The sequence below is a fragment of the Streptomyces mangrovisoli genome (assembly GCF_000974985.2).
GTDB classification, from domain to species: Bacteria; Actinomycetota; Actinomycetes; order Streptomycetales; family Streptomycetaceae; genus Streptomyces; species Streptomyces mangrovisoli.
Map to the genome: position 1 here is coordinate 125,115 of NZ_LAVA02000083.1, position 14,971 is coordinate 140,085.

Here is a 14,971-nt window from a genome sequence, read left to right on the forward strand (position 1 = left end):
GGGTCGCCGTCAGGCCGTGACGACGGTGAGCCCGGCCCGCTCGGCCGAGTCGAAGGAGTCGTCCACGGCGACCACGTCGCGCCCCGCGGCATCGAGCAGGGAGGCGGCCGTCGCGGCGCGCATACCGCCCGCGCAGTGCACCCACACCTGTCCCTCGGGAACCTCGTGCAGGCGACGGTGGAGCGTGTGCACGGGGATGTGGACGGACCCCTCGACGAAACCGGCCGCCCGTTCGGAGTCCCGCCGCACGTCCAGTACGACGACACCCTCGGCGGCGTGCTCCGCCAGGTCGGCGAAGGCGGCCCGGGGGAAGGAGGCGAGCGCCTCGCCCCCGCGCACCCAGCGCGCCGGGTCACCGGTGGCCGCCGCGGCCGGGCGGTCGATGCCGACGCGGACCAGGTCCCGCTGGGCGGCGGCGAGCTGCTGCGGGGACTCGGCGAGCAGGGTCACCGGCCTGCCCCACGGGATCAGCCAGGCCAGATAGGCGGCGAGCTGTCCGTCCGCCTCGAAGTTGAGCGAACCGGAGACGTGGCCCGCCGCGAAGGCGACCCGGTTGCGCAGGTCCACCACCCACTCCCCGGCGGCGAGCCGGTCCGCGATCTCGTCGGCGTCGGCGACGGCGGGCGGGGTGAGGTCCACGGGTGCGGGGCCGGCCGCGTTGGCCGGGCCCATGCGGGCGTAGTACGCGGGGATGTCGTCCAGCCCGGCCAGCAGACCGGCGACGAACGTGTCCACGTCCTGGGTGAGGGCGTGGTTGGACGCCTTCTCCCGGCCGATCGTGGTGGACTCGCCCGCCGCCCGGCCGGCCGAGCAGAAGCTGCCGAAGCCGTGCGTGGGGAGCACCGCCGTGTCGTCCGCCAGCTTCTCGGCCAGCCGCCGCACGGAGGCGTGCTGGTCGCGCGCGAGCTTCTCCGTCAGCCGCGGTTCGACCAGGTCGGGGCGGCCGACCGTGCCGATGAGCAGGGAGCCGCCGGTGAACGCGGCGACGGCGGCGCCGTGCTCCTCCAGCACGTAGGAGGTGTGGTGCGGGGTGTGGCCGGGTGTGGCCAGGGCGCGCAGGCCGAGGGCGGCGTCGGCGTCGATCTCCCAGTGGTCGCCGTCGCTCACGGCCACCCGCTCGTAGTGGACGCGGGCCCCGGCGGGGACCAGGTAGGCGGCTCCCGTGAGCCGGGCCAGCTCCAGTCCGCCGGTGACGTAGTCGTTGTGGAGATGCGTCTCCACCACGTGGGATATCCGCACGCCACGCCGGGCCGCCGCGGCGATCACCCGGTCGATGTCCCGCGGTGGATCGACCACCACGGCCGCCCGCTCGCCGCCCGCCAGGTAGCTGCGGTTGCCGAGCCCGGCGGTCTCGATCGTCTCGACGAAGAACACCAGGTGCTCCCTTCCCGTGACCCAGTCGTCTCATTACCCCGGGGGGTATGTCTCGGACCGTATCACGGGTACCCCCGGGGGTATTTTTCCCCCGGGAGTCATGCGCCCGCGGCGCCGCTCAGCGCGGCGGCCGTCCCGTCAGTACGCCGCGGCCGGGCCGGGACGACGCGGCGCCCGCGCCGTGCCACGCCTGCGCCGTCAACCGCAGCGTGCGGACGCGGCCCTCGGCGGTGATGTCGTACGGCACGAGCATGAGTTCGTCGGCGCCGAGGGTGGCGGCGAGGCGGATCAGGCCGTCGGCGACGGTCGCGGGCCCGCCCCGGACCAGCTGCAGGTCGTCCAGCATCCGGTCGACGAGATAGCGCTCACGCGCCTCGGAAAGGGGAGCGGCCGACGTCGCCGTGTGCTTCTGGCGGAAGCGGGCCGTGGTCGTGTCGAGGGCCAGCCGTTCGGCCTCGGCGTCGGTCCCGGCGCATTGGACGTTGACGGACGCGATCACCCGCGGCCGGGTTCCGGCGAAGCCCGGTGTGAAGGCCGACCGGTACCGGTCCAGGGCCGCCGGGCGGGACCTGGGCCCCAGATGGGCGCCGTAGGTGAACGGCAGGCCGCGCGCGGCGGCGACCCGCGCGCCGTTCTCGGAGGTGCCGAGCACGTGCACGACCGGTGGCACGGTGACCGTGGGGGAGAGCTCCAGGTCCTGGAAGCCGTGGCCGGCCGGCCAGTGGCCGTGGAGGAACCCGAGGAGTTCGTCGACGAGTTGGGGGAACTCGGCGCGCGCCTGCGGCGGCCGGCGCAGTGCCCGGTCGAGCAGGGTGCCGCTGTCCACGCCGCCGGTCGCGCGGCCCACCCCGAGGTCGATCCGGTCGTCGTGCAGGCACTGGAGGACGGCGAACTGTTCCGCGACGGTCAGCGGCGCGTGGTTGGTCAGCATCACGCCGCCGGAGCCGACCCGGATGCGCTGGGTCCGCGCCGCGATGTGCGAGATCAGCACGGCCGGTGAACTCCCGGCACAGCGGGGTGAGTTGTGGTGCTCGGCCACCCAGAAGCGGTGGTAGCCGAGCGTGTCGGCCGCCCTGGCCGTGCCGACGACGTCGTGCAGTGCCTGCCGGGCGGTGCCGCCGGGCGCGACCAGCGCCACGTCCAGCACGGACAGCGGAACCATGTGAACCTCCTGGGCCTTGTGGGGTGTTCAGTCCTCGGCGGTCCCGGGCGTGGCGGTCCCGGGCACGGTGGTGCCGGGGGCGGCGGTTCCGGGAGCGGCCGCCGCCGAGGTCGCCGGTTCCGGCGGTGAGGGCAGGAACAGCGCCAGTCCCGCCAGCAGCGCGAACGCCACGGCGAAGAAGGCGGCGGTGCCGGACAGGGAGAGGTAGGCCAGCAGCAGGCCCGCCGAGAGGGGGCCGAGGGGCTGGAGGATCTCCGCGGTGAACCCGAGCGCCGTCGTGGTGCGGCCGTAGATGTTCTCGGGGACGGTGGTCGCCAGGATCGTGCCCATCACCGCGCCGTTGACGGGGGTCAGCAGGCACAGCGCGGAGTAGCCGGCGGCGAACGCCACCCCGCTGCCGGTGAACCAGGCGACGGCGAGCATGACCGCGGCGAGCGCCGGACCGGCCGCCATCACCGTCTGCATGCGCAGCCTGCGTTGCAGGAAGGGCGCGACCAGCGAACCGGTCAGTCCGGTCACCGCCGCAGCGCTCATCGCGAGGCCCACCGCCGCCGCGCCGTCGTGCTCGCGCCCGATGCCGAGGAGCAGGGCGTAGGCGAGGGCCTGGAAGGCGAAGTTCTCCCCCGCGGCCAGCGCGGCGAGCGTGCGCAGGAACGGGTCCTTGACGACATGGCGCAGTCCGGCCGTCAGACGGGGCAGGAAGCGCTCCCGCGGCGGGCCGGGGTCCGGAGCCGTCTCCCCGCCGGCGGCCGGGGGCGGCCCCGCGCCACCGGTGCTGTCCGCGGCGGCGGTGTCCGCGGTGGTGCGCGTCGCGGTGTCCGCGGTGGTGCGGGTCGCGGTGTCCGAGGTGGTGGCGGAGGAGGTGCCGGTGACGCCGCCTGCCGGGCGGAGCCGCCGCAGCGGCCGGTACAGGGCCAGCACGCACAGCGCGGACACCGCGTACGTCACCGCGTCGACGGCGAACGGCAGCCACAGGGACGCGGTGATGAGCAGACCGGCCACGGCGGGACCGACGATCCCGGCGGCGTACGCGCGCGCCTGGTTCATCGAGATGGCCGTGCCGAGCTGCGCGGCCGGGACGACCCTGCGGACGGTGGCGTTCTGGCTGGGCCGGAAGAGCTCCACGCCCACCTGCGCCACGACGACCGTCACCACGGCCATCGCGATCGGCAGCCGGTCGAGATACGTCCAGGTGGCGACGGTCGCGACCGTCGCCAGCCGGGCCAGGTCCGCCGTGAGCATGAGCCGGCGGTGGCTGTGGTGGTCGGTGAGGTACCCGGCCGGCATCCGCACGATCATGGCGGTGACGAGGACGGCGGTCCCGATGGTGCTGGTCGCCGAGGTCGAGTAGCCGCTGCGCAGCAGGGCCAGCGGCAGCACCAGCGCCGTCATGGCCGTGCCGAAGTCCGACAGCGCCTGGCCGATCCACAGCAGCCGGAAGGCGCGGTTGGCCCGCAGCGGCACGAGCGCCGGGGCGGCGGCCGTGGCGGTGGTCGCGGTGGGCGCGTTCACCGGGCACCGTCGCGGCCGGAGGCGTCCGGCAGCAGGTCGTCGAGGACGAAGTTGGCGTTGGTGCGGCCCCCGGGGTGCGCCGTGCGCAGCCGGTCGAGGAAGAGCGCCACCCCCGCCGAGCCGCTGGCCAGGTCGCAGCTCTCGCGGACGGTCTGCTCGCCGGGGAAGACGATGCCCTCGGGCCGTTCGATCGCCGTGCACAGCACCGCCTCGGCCACCCGCTCGGCCTCCGCGAGGAGTTCCGCGTCGCCGAGGAACTCGTAGGCGTCGAGCAGGATGTTGCCGAGCCCGCTGTTGCCGTGGAACAGCTGCGGGAACACCGTGTACTTGCGGCGCACGTCGGGCAGCAGCGCGTCGATCCGCTCGCGCAGCCGCGGGTCGGCGGTGACGTGGTGGTAGCGCAGCAGGGCGGTGAGGACGCCCGCCGTGCCGTGGTCCCAGTAGTGCCGTACGACCATGACGGGCTTGTCGTCGGTGACCACGGTCGCCGGGAACGACAGCCGGCCGCCGGCCCCGGCCACCGCCTGCGCCAGGTCGAAGTCCAGTGCGGCGCGGCCCAGTTCCAGCGTGGCCGGGTCGCCGGTCGCGCAGTGCAGGCCGAGCAGGAACAGGGCCACCCCCGCGGCGCCGTCCGCGTAGCCGATGGCCGTGGTGCCCGTGGAGCCCGGCCAGGAGACAAGTCCGTCCGCGCGTACGGCTGTTGCCGCGAGGTGGTCGCCGATGGCCACCGCCCGGTCCAGGAACTCGGCCAGGCCGGAGTCGCGCCACAGCCGCAGGCAGGCCAGGCCGTGCCCGGCGGCCCCGGTCAGCACGCCCGGCTCGGTCAGCAGCTGCGGATGCCCGTGCGCGTCCCGCAGCGTCCGTACGGCGATGTCGAGGTGCCCGAGGGCCGACTGCGCCCACGCCACGCCCGCCGCGCCGAGATACAGCCCGGCCGGCATCGCGTCGTGCGCGGTGGAGTGCCGCAGGGCCCAGGCGTCCAGGTCGTCGGGGACCGTGCCGCGCAGCCGGTGCAGGGCGTACAGCGTGCCGTAGGCGCCGTGCGCGAGGGAGAGCGGGTTGGTGCGGAACACCGCGACGTCGGCGGGGAACAGCCGGTCCTGCCGGTCGAGGTCGGCGGTGCCCTGCCAGAAGTCGGCGACGCCGATGAGGGTGGCCTCCACGCGCTTGTGCAGTTCGGCGCGGGCCACCGCGTCCGTCGCCGGGGGCAGTCCGAGCGGCGGCGGCTGCCGCCACGCGTCCGCGAACGGAAGCGACTCGATCCGGCGCCGCAGTGCGGCGGGGTCCGGCAGGTCGGCGTCCTCGGCGTACAGGTCCGAGATGAGCGAGACGAGTTCCGCGGGCAGCGCGAGGTCGGCCGCGGCCTCGGCGAGCAGCCTGCGCGGCATCGTACGGTCGATGAAGTCGGTCTGGTGGCACAGCAGGACGCAGCCGAGGATCAGGCCGCCCAGCGCGTAGTAGTCGGTGCGCCGGTCGCCCTGGGCGGCCAGCCGGGCGCGGCGGGTGACCATGCCGGGCGTGTAGAGCCGGGCGCCGCGGGCCGCTCCGGGCGGGGCGTCCTCGTGGAAGGCGGACTCCAGGTCGATGACGCGGATCCGGTCGTCACCGGTGACCATGATGTTGGTGAGCGACAGGTCGCCCAGCACGATGCCGCGTTCGTGGCAGACCGCGATCGCGTCCGCGACCTGGAGCCACAACGCGCGGAACCGCTCGTAGTAGTCGGTGAGACGCTCGGCCGTGAGGTCCAGGTTGTAGACCGGGTTCTCGATGATGCCGAGGTGTCCCAGGTGCGTGCCCTCGATGAACTCCTCGGCGATGAAGGCGTGTTCCCAGTCGGTGAACCAGGCGACCGGGTGCACGAACAGGCCCGTGTCGGCGAGTTCGGTGAGCATGTCGTACTCGTGGCGCAGCAGTTCGGTGGCGTCCGTGCCCTCGGGGCCGATCTGGACGCCCGGCCGGGCCTCACGGATCACGACGTCCGCGCCGGTCTCGTTGTCGACGCCGTGGTAGATGCCGCCGCGGTTGCTGAACTTCATGGCACTGAGAACGGTGAAACGGCCTGCGGCGAGAGTGGCTTGGGGTTTCCGCGCGGCGGCTCGGGGTGCGGGTTCGGCCCCGGGGGGCGTGGATTCGGCGGTGAACGGGTCCGTGACCCAGTCGGGCAGATGGAACCAGGGATGCCGGATGTCGACCACCGGATTGCCCTCGGGGGTGCGGATCAGCAGCTCCTTCGTGCCGGACGGCAGCATCCGGGAGACCGACACGAAGCCGCCGTAGCGGTAGTGCACCACCCGGGATCCCGGGTAGCGCCGGTCGGAGAGGATGTGCGGCCCGTCGAAGCCGGCCAGCGCCTCGGTCAGCGCGTCACCGACCGCCCGGAACTCCCGTTCGTCCTGCGGGTACGCGGTGATGAACTTGCCGCTCGAACCCCGCGGGAAGGACTTGCCGTTGGACTCCAGCATCGCGGCCGGGTCGATCAGGAACTTGAAGTGCACGGCGGCGTCCCGCAGCACCGGCAGCACGGCGCGCAGGGTGGCCGCGCTGGTCCGGGAGGTCGCGGAGACGTGCAGCTTCCAGCCCTGGGCGACCGCCGGTACCTGCGGCGGCGCGGTCAGCAGCCAGTAGCCGCGGCGCCACAGCCGCCACGACGCGGGCATGGCGGCGCGGTACTCGCGCAGATGCTCCGCGCTGGGCGCGCGGCGTTCGAAGTCCTCGAACCAGCGCGGGTGGTGCGTCATGTACGTCTGGATGATCTCCCACTCGAGCTGCATACCGCCCATCCCCTCTGCCCGGACCGGAACCTGCCGTGACCGGAAGCTGCCGATGCCGGGACCGGGCCCTGGTGGCGCCGGGACCGGAACCCGGTGACGTCCCGTCCGGCCGGGTCCGGAGGCCGCGCCCCCGGATCCGGCCGGACGTCGTACGCACGCGTGCTCGTCAGCCGTCAGAAGCAGCTGATGTTGTGGCAGGAACCCCCGCTGCCCGCGGGGTCGCTGACCATGGAGTTCTCCTTCTCGGGGCTGAGCTTCTGGAGGCCCAGGACGCCGTCCTGGCCGGCCGCGAGGTGTGCCTCGACGTCACCGTCGTCGGCGGCTTCGGTGGTGGGATCGGTGGGCTCGTCGGGCTCGGCGTCGGGGCGGATCTCCTCGGACATGGCTCACTCCTCACATCTACGGGAATCGGTGTACGGCTGTGCCTCGGTGCCAGGGCGACGACCGGCCGTCGGGGGATCGTCCGGCCGTCGGGACCGTCGGGACCGTCGGGACCGTCGGGACCGTCCGAGCGTCGGGACCGTCCGGTTGTCGGGGACCGTCCGGCCGACGGGGGTGGTCCCGCCGTTGCTGACCGGCCGGTCAGCAGCAACTCATCATGGCGCAGGAGCCCCCGCTGCCCGCGGGGTCGCTGACCATGGAGTTCTCCTTCTCGGGGCTGAGCTTCTGAAGGTCCAGGACGCCGTCCTGGCCGGCCGCGAGGTGCGCCTCGACGTCACCGCCGTCGCCGCCGTCGTGGGCGGTCCCGGTGGTGGCATCGGTGGGCTCGTCGGCCTCGGTGTCGGCGTGGTTCTGCTCGGACACGGGTCGCCGGCCGGTCAGAAGCAGCTGATGTTGTGGCAGGAACCCCCGCTGCCCGCGGGGTCGCTGACCATGGAGGTCTCCCGCTCGGGGTCGAGCCGCTGCAACTGGAGCACGGCGTCGGCGAGCGAGTGTGCGGCCACCTCCGCCTGCCGCGCGACCTCGGCGGCCTTCTCGACCTTGGTGCTGTCGTCCTCGCTCTGCTCGGGTACCTGATCCGCCTCCGACATGAGCACTCCCTCCCTCGTGGGACACACGGGGCCGGCCCGGTCCGTTGTGGGTCCGGCTCGGCCAGCACCGTAGGAACGCCCGCCACACAAGCGGTTGGCAGACGGTGAACACGCAGCTCGCAACGGGTGGGCGGAACCCTCACCGGCCTCCGCCGGCCTCCGCACCGATCACCTCGCCTCGCCGCGCACCTCGACCGACCTGTGCTTATACCGTTTCCGAACCGGTTCGCAGGCGGTGGTCCCACACTCGGGCGAGTGACGGACGAGAGGGGACGGCATGCGCCTGGCCGAACTGATGTCGCTGCGCCAGCGGATCGGCGCGGGAGCACTGGTCACCCTGACCGAACGCTGCCCGCTCGGCTGCGCCCACTGCTCGACCGCCGCCACCCGCCACGGCCGCGACCTCGACCGCGTCCGACTGCTCGACCTCATCGCCACGTTCACCCCCGACTGCCGCCCCGACGTGCTGCTGCTCACCGGCGGTGAACCCCTGCTGCGGGCGGACCTGGTGGCGGAGACCGCGGAGGCGGCCCGCGCCCACGGCACCCGTACGGCAGTGCTCTCCGGCGGGTACTTCGCCGTGCGCGGAGGCCCGTTGCCGGCCCCCGTACGGCGGGCCGCCCGTGCCGTCGACCACTTCTCGCTCAGCCTCGACGCCTTTCACGAGCGGCAGGTCCCGCGCGACGACGTGTACGGCGCGCTCGACGCCCTGCTCGCCACCGGTGTCGCCGTCAGCCTGCACGTGCTGGGCAACGGGCCCGAGGACCCCTACCCGGACGAGGTGCGCGCCCAGGTGCTGCGCCGCTTCGGGACGGACGTGCCCCTGCTGGTCTCCCAGGTCCGCCCGGTCGGGCGCGGCACCGGGCTGCGGCCCCGCCCCGTCCTGCCCCCCGGGCCCGACCCGTGGGCAGCCGCGCCCTGCGACATGGCCGCCTGGCCCGTCGTCACCGTCGACGGCACCGTCACCGCCTGCTGCAACCAGGACGTCGCCGACCGCCGGGTCCGCCCCGCGCATCTGACCCTCGGCGACCTCGGTACGACGACCTGGGGCGCGGTGCGCGAGCGTACGGCCGCCCGCCCGCTGCTGCGGATGATCCGCACCGTCGGCCCCGTGCACATCGCCACCCGCGCGGGCGCCGCCGCGGACGGCTACTGCGCCACCTGCCACCGCCTCGGCGACGTCGAGCCCGCCCGGCGCTGGGCGGACCGTGCCGGTGCGGGAGCGGCGGGCGAACTGCTCCAGGCGGCCGCGGTACGGGCCGGTGAGGCGGGCGGCCCCGCGGCGCTCGTGGCGCGCCACGGCGCGGCCCGGCACGCCGATCTCGTCGCTCCGGACCACCACCGCGACCGGGCACTCCCGCCCGGACGGGAGCACACGCCGTGACGGCGGCGCGTGAACGGGGCGGGGTGCCGGTGGGGGAGGGAGTGGGTGTGCCGGTGGGCGAGGGGTTCGGTGTGCCGGTGCGGGAGGGGCCGGGCGTGTTCTCGGGGAAGGGAGTGGGCGTGCCCGTGGGGGAGGGGCCGGGTGTGTACTCGGCCTACCGGGCAGGTGAGCCCGCGGCGGACGGTCCGCTGGGGGAGCAACTGCGCACCGTCCTCGACCTGGTGGCGCCCCTGCTGCACGCCGGTGCCGCCCGGCTCTGGCATCCGCACCGGGTGCGGGAACGCTATCTGCGCTACCTCGTCACCATGCACACCGTCATCCGCGCCTCCGTACCGCTGATGGAACTCGCCCTGGAACACTGCCGCGGCGCGTCCGCCACCGACCCGGCCGCCGGACCGCTCGGCCGCTACCTGCCCGCCCACATCGCCCGCGAACGGCACCACGACACCTGGCTGCTGCGGGACATGGCGGCGGCCGGGCTGCGGCCGGAGCGGGAACTCACCCGGCCGCCCTCGCCGGAGGTGGCCCGGATGGTCGGCGCCCAGTACTACTGGGTCCACCACTTCCATCCGCTCTGCCTGCTCGGCTACGTCGCCGTACTCGAACTGAACGCCCCCGAACCGGCGTTGGTCCCGCTGCTCGCGCACCGCACCGGCCTGCCGGCGGACGCCTTCGAGACGGTGCGGCTGCACGCCGAGATCGACGCCGGGCACAGCGCCGAGGTGCTCGCCACGCTGGACGCGACGTCCGCCCCGCCCTCCCTCCGCTCCGCGGTGCGGCTCAGCGCGCTGCACACCGTCGGCGCGCTGGTCGACGTGCTGGACGCGGTGACCGCCGCGACGGATCAAGCCGAACGAGAGGTCATCTGACATGGCATCGGACCCGGACACGCCCTCCCAGCCCGTGCTCCAGGCGCTCGAACGGGCCGGATTCCCCGTGGCGGCCTTCACCGAGGAGCAGCGCGCCGTGTTCGCGGCCCTCACCCCGCAGGAGCTGGAGCTGATCCTCGACCTGAAGTCACGGCTCGACGCCGTCCAGCCGGAGGTGCAGGCCCACACCGTCGTCGCGGGCGCGGCCCTGTTCTGAACGACCGCGCGTTCCAGCGGAGTTGTGCACGCCGGTGACCAGCGAGGAGACGGCCCATGCAGCAGCGCAAGGTGATCACCGCCCTCTTCTGCGATCTCGTGGGCTCCACCGAACTGTCCGGCGCGCTGGAGGCGGAGACCCTGCGCTCGGTGGTCCTGCGGTACTTCGAGGCGATGCGGGCCGCCATCGAGTCGCACGGCGGAACGGTGGAGAAGTTCATCGGGGACGCCGTGATGGCGGTGTTCGGCGTCCCCCGGGTGCACGAGGACGACGCGCACCGGGCCGCGGCCGCGGCACTGGAGATGCTGGCCGCGCTGGCGCGGCTCAACACCGAACTGGAACAGGACTTCGGCAGCACCCTCGCCGTGCGGATCGGGGTCAACAGCGGGGAGGCCGTGACCTCGTCCGACCTGGTGGACGGCACGGTCGCCTCCGGCGAGGTGGTCAACGTCGCGGCCCGGCTCGAACAGGCCGCCCCCGCCGGGCACATCCTCATCGGCCCCGCCACCCGTACCCTGCTGGGAGCCGCCGCTGTGGTCGAAAACGTGGGCGCGCTCAGCCTGAAGGGCAAGCGGGACCCGGTCGACGCCTTCCGGCTGCTCGGCCTCGCGGCCGGGCACGATCCGCGCGCCGCGGCGCCACCCGTCACGCCGTTCGTCGGACGGACCCGGGAGTACGACCGGCTCACGGCGGCCTGGGCCGCGTCGGCGGCCGACGGCGCACCCCGCCTGATCCGCCTGACCGGGGAGGCGGGCATCGGCAAGACCCGCCTGCTGCGCGAGTGGATCGCCGACCGCACGGCCCGGGGCCTGCTCGTCGGGGCGGGCCGCTGCCACTCCTTCCGTGACGAGGCCAGCCTGACGCCCCTCGCGGACGCCGTCGGGTCCGTGCTGAACTCCGCGCCGACCCGGGTCCCCGACGCGGCGGCCTACGAGGTGCTGCGCGGCGGGCTGCTGGCGGACGGCACGCCCAGCCCCTCGGCGGAGGCGACCTGGGCGGCCGTGGCGGCGGTGCTGGGGGGTCTGGCCGCCACCCGGCCCATCGCGCTGGTGCTCGACGAGTTGCAGTGGGCGCGCCCACAACTCCTGGATGGCCTGGCTGGGTTGACCGAGGCGCTGTCGGGGGCCCCGGTGCTGCTGGTGTGTTCGCAGCGCCCGGACGCCGACGCGCGTCCCGTCGCCGGGTCCGCGAGTGACGAGATCCGCCTCGGCCCGCTGTCCGGCCCCGACTCGCTGCGCCTGGCGGTCGCGTTGGCGACCCGGGGCCCCGGCGACGACGTACTGCGGGCCGTCGTACGGCGTGCCGAGGGCAATCCGCTGCATCTGGCACAGCTGCTGACCATGGTCGAGGACGGCGCCGACCCCGGCGACCTGCCGGTCACCGTCACCGCCGTGCTCGCCGCCCGCATCGACGTGCTGCCCGCGGGGGAACGCGCCGTGCTGGACGCGGGCGCGGTCATCGGCCGCCGGTTCGGAGTGGCGGACGTCCGACGCCTTCTCGACGGCGACTCTCGGGACGGCGACTCTCGGGACGGCGGCCCTGGGGACGGCGGCCTTGGGGACGGCGGCCTTGGGGACGGCGGTCCTCGGGATGCCGCCCTTCGGGACAACGCCCTTCGGGACCCCGGTCTCCGTGACGGCTCCCCCGGCACCCCGCGGGTCTGCGCCCGTCCGGGCACCACGCTCCACGACCTCGTACGACGAGGCCTGCTGGAGCCCGTGCCCGGCGACCCCGGGGGCCACCAGTTCAGCTCCGGACTGCTGCGCGATGTCACCTACCAGGCCCTGAGCAAGCAGCAACGGGCCGACTGGCACGAACGGTTGGCGGTCGGCGCCGACGCCGGTGCGGCCCTCGCCGCGCACCACCTGGAGCTGGCGTATCGGCACCGCCGCGACCTCGGGCAACGCGGCCCACGCGTCGACGGGTTGCGCGGCCGGGCCGCCGAGGCGCTCACCGGTGCGGGCCGGCACGCCCTCGCCCGTGCCGACCTGTCCTGGTCGGCCGACCTGCACGCCCGCGCCCTGGCCCACTGCGCCCCCGACGAGACCCGGTGGCGGTACGCCGCCCAGGGCCTGGGCGAGACCTGGCTCGCGCTCGGCCGCAGCGAGGAGGGCGGCACGCTGCTCAGGCAGGTGCGGGACACCGCCGCGGCGGCCGGTGACCGCCTCGCGCACGCGCACGCGCGCCTGCAACTCGCCTCCCTGGGCCCCGACGCCTCGACCGGCAGCGCCGCCGAGGCCGCCCGCGCCGGACTGCGCGTGTTCCGGGAGTTCGGCGACCGCCTGGGACTGGCCCGCGCCCATGTACGGCTTGCGCAGGAGCAGCAGTTCGCCGGCCGGCATCGCGCGGCGGACGACCTGCTGGCCGTCGCCCTGGAGCACGCCGTGGCCGCCGGGGCGGCGCCCGAACGCGCCATGGCGCTCGGCGCCCTCGGCATCTCCCTGTGGCACGGACCGACGCCGGCCGCGACGGCGACGGAGCGCTGCCGCGCCCTGCTGGCCCGGCACGGGCCGGGCAACCCGGCCGTCGCGGTCACTCTCAACTACCCCCTGGCCAACCTGCTCGCGCTGGCCGGGCGCGAGGCGGAGGCCCGTGCCTGCCTGGCGGCCGCGGAACGCTGCGCGGCCGGGCTCGGCTACGCCGAAGTGGCGGCGTTCGCCCCCCTGTTCACCGCCGGAGTGGAGGTGCTGACGGGGTCGCCGGGCGAGGCGGAGCGGCTGCTGCGCCAGGCCGTCGACACGTTCCGCGCGGTCGGCGGACCGGTGCCGCTGGCCGCCGCGCGCCGGGACCTCGCCCGGGTGCTGATCGCCGGCGGCCGCCACCCCGGCGCCGTACTGGAGACCGATGCCGACACCGGACTGCCGCCCGCGGACCAGGCCGACGACCTCGGGGTGCGGGCCCTGGCCGCCGCGCTGGCCGGAGCCGCCGACACGGCCCTGCCGCGGGCCCGCCGCGCCGTCGCGGTCGCCGACTCGACGGACTCCCCGATCGGGCGCGCGACCGCCCGGCTCGACCTCGCGCACGTGCTGCTGCGGGCCGGACAGCCGCTCCCCGCACGCCACTTCGCGGATCAGGCGGGACACCTCTTCGAGGCGAAGGGGCACGTCGTGGGACAGGTGAGCGCCCGCCGGCTGGCCGCACAGGCCGCAGGCGCGGCCGCCGAGGACCGTGCGGCGCCCGGCCGTGCGGCGGTGAAGGGAGGCGGGCAGTGACGAGCGCGCTGAGCTGGGGTCTCGGCGACCGGCGGCCGGACGACATCGAGGTCCCGGCGGAGACCATGGGAGGCGTCACGCCGGAGTGGGCGTGGGGCGGGTCCACCGGACGCGGCGTACGGGTCTGCGTCGTCGACAGCGGGGTCGAACACGGCCACGTCATGGTCGGACACGTCGCCTCGGCCCACCGGGTGGTGGAGGGCGACGACGGACACCCTCTGGTGCGGCCGTCGGACGCGGGCGACCTGTGCGGTCACGGCACCGCGTGCGCGGGGATCATCCGCGAGGTGGCCCCGGACTGCGAGCTGCACAGCGTGCAGGTGATCGGCGAGAGGTTCACCGGCAGCGGCGACTTCCTGCTGGCCGGTCTGCGCTGGGCGGTGGAGCAGGGCTTCGACGTGATCAACATGAGCCTGTCCACCACCCACACCAGGTTCGTGCGCGAGCTGCACGAACTGGCCGACGAGGCGTACTTCCGCCGGGCGGTCGTCGTGGCGTCCGCGCACAACAGCCCCGTCGTGAGCTTCCCTTGGCGGTTCTGCTCCGTGGTCTCCGTCGGCAGCCACAAGGAGGACGACCCCGGTCTCTACTTCTACAACCCGCGCCCGCCGGTGGAGTTCTACGCCAAGGGCCAGGACGTGCGGGTGGCCTGGCTCGACAACTGCGTCACCCGAACCACCGGCAACAGCTTCGCCACGCCGCGCATGGCGGGGCTGTGCGCGCTGATCCTGGCCAAGCATCCCGGCCTGACCGTCTTCCAGTTGAAGACGGTGCTCTACCTGGCGGCGGCGAACGTCCGCTCCCCGCAGGCCCGCCCCGGGACCCGGCCCGGCCCCGAAACCCCGACGGAGAAGTGAGGTCAACGGTGCTCCCCATCCTTCCCCCCGACGACACCCGCGCATTGCTCCAGTCCGTGGTCGACGTGGCCCGGGCCATCTTCGCGGCCGCCGCGAGCTCCGTCTTCCTGCTCGACGAGGAGGCGGGCGAACTCGTCTTCCAGGCCGTGTCCGGGGAGGGCGAGGACATCCTCGTCGGCACCCGGTTCCCGGCCCACCGCGGCATCGCGGGCTGGGTCGCCTCCTCGGGCCAGGCGATGATCGCCGACGACCTGGCCAAGACCCGGACCTTCGCCCGCGACCTCGCCGAGTCCACCGGCTATGTCCCCGACGCGCTGATGGCGGCGCCGCTGCTGACGGAACAGCGGGTGCTCGGCGTGCTGGAGGTGCTGGATCCGGCGCCCCGGCCGCGCGCCGGACTCAGCGATCTGGACCTGCTGTCCCTCTTCGCCGGCCAGGCGGCCATCGCCCTGCGGGTCGCCCGCGGCTCCGTGCCGCACGCCGACACGCCCGCCTGGAGCGCCACGGACGAGCAGATGACGGACGCCTTCCGCGCCTTCCTGCGCAGCCGGTCCCACTGAACGCGAGCGGCGCGCGTCCCGC

At 74.7% G+C, this 14,971-nt stretch carries 13 protein-coding genes; 6 read left to right on the plus strand and 7 right to left on the minus strand.

Going from position 1 to position 14,971, the window contains the following annotated elements:
* Positions 1 to 9: 9 nt before the first annotated feature.
* The 7 genes from WN71_RS29685 to WN71_RS29715 all read right to left on the minus strand — a co-directional run bounded on the left by WN71_RS29685 (position 10) and on the right by WN71_RS29715 (position 7,850).
* Positions 10 to 1,374 (minus strand): MBL fold metallo-hydrolase, encoded by a 1,365-nt coding sequence (locus WN71_RS29685; RefSeq protein ID WP_046591025.1) that lies wholly within the window; start codon positions 1,372 to 1,374, stop codon positions 10 to 12.
* Positions 1,375 to 1,492: 118 nt separating this feature from the next.
* A complete protein-coding gene (locus WN71_RS29690; protein ID WP_046591026.1) occupies positions 1,493 to 2,536 on the minus strand; it encodes an MsnO8 family LLM class oxidoreductase in 1,044 nt (347 codons plus the stop codon).
* A gap of 27 nt (positions 2,537 to 2,563) precedes the next feature.
* Entirely contained in the window at positions 2,564 to 4,048 is a 1,485-nt protein-coding gene (locus tag WN71_RS29695) for an MFS transporter (protein WP_046591027.1), read from the minus strand.
* Positions 4,045 to 6,819, minus strand: coding sequence for a class III lanthionine synthetase LanKC (gene lanKC, locus WN71_RS29700; protein ID WP_046591028.1), 2,775 nt, complete (start codon positions 6,817 to 6,819; stop codon positions 4,045 to 4,047). Before lanKC ends, WN71_RS29695 begins: the two co-directional genes overlap by 4 nt.
* A gap of 173 nt (positions 6,820 to 6,992) precedes the next feature.
* Entirely contained in the window at positions 6,993 to 7,202 is a 210-nt protein-coding gene (locus tag WN71_RS29705; RefSeq protein WP_046591029.1) for a hypothetical protein, read from the minus strand.
* A 199-nt stretch (positions 7,203 to 7,401) separates the two neighbouring features.
* Positions 7,402 to 7,623 (minus strand): hypothetical protein, encoded by a 222-nt coding sequence (locus WN71_RS29710; protein ID WP_046591030.1) that lies wholly within the window; start codon positions 7,621 to 7,623, stop codon positions 7,402 to 7,404.
* Between the two features lie 14 nt (positions 7,624 to 7,637).
* The gene (locus WN71_RS29715) at positions 7,638 to 7,850 is read right to left on the minus strand and encodes a hypothetical protein (RefSeq protein ID WP_046591031.1); all 213 of its coding nucleotides are present in this window, start codon (positions 7,848 to 7,850) and stop codon (positions 7,638 to 7,640) included.
* Between the two features lie 277 nt (positions 7,851 to 8,127).
* Here WN71_RS29715 and WN71_RS29720 point away from each other — a divergent pair, with 277 nt between their 5' ends.
* From WN71_RS29720 to WN71_RS29745, 6 genes are all read left to right on the plus strand, one after another.
* Complete coding sequence (locus tag WN71_RS29720; protein ID WP_046591032.1) at positions 8,128 to 9,234, plus strand: radical SAM protein; 1,107 nt, start codon at positions 8,128 to 8,130, stop codon at positions 9,232 to 9,234.
* A 119-nt stretch (positions 9,235 to 9,353) separates the two neighbouring features.
* Positions 9,354 to 10,103 (plus strand): iron-containing redox enzyme family protein, encoded by a 750-nt coding sequence (locus WN71_RS29725; RefSeq protein ID WP_240529813.1) that lies wholly within the window; start codon positions 9,354 to 9,356, stop codon positions 10,101 to 10,103.
* A gap of 1 nt (position 10,104) precedes the next feature.
* Positions 10,105 to 10,320: an aroma-sacti cluster domain-containing protein gene (locus tag WN71_RS29730; protein WP_046591033.1), complete on the plus strand. Its 216-nt coding sequence runs from the start codon at positions 10,105 to 10,107 to the stop codon at positions 10,318 to 10,320.
* Between the two features lie 56 nt (positions 10,321 to 10,376).
* Positions 10,377 to 13,532 carry an adenylate/guanylate cyclase domain-containing protein gene (locus WN71_RS29735; protein WP_052743158.1) on the plus strand — a complete coding sequence of 1,052 codons (3,156 nt, stop codon included), beginning with the start codon at positions 10,377 to 10,379 and terminating at the stop codon, positions 13,530 to 13,532.
* On the plus strand, positions 13,529 to 14,389 hold the full coding sequence (locus WN71_RS29740) for a S8 family peptidase (protein WP_046591034.1): 861 nt from the start codon (positions 13,529 to 13,531) through the stop codon (positions 14,387 to 14,389). The genes WN71_RS29735 and WN71_RS29740 overlap by 4 nt, the downstream gene beginning before the upstream one ends.
* Positions 14,390 to 14,397: 8 nt before the next feature.
* Positions 14,398 to 14,949, plus strand: coding sequence for a GAF domain-containing protein (locus WN71_RS29745; RefSeq protein WP_046591035.1), 552 nt, complete (start codon positions 14,398 to 14,400; stop codon positions 14,947 to 14,949).
* Positions 14,950 to 14,971 lie beyond the last annotated feature (22 nt).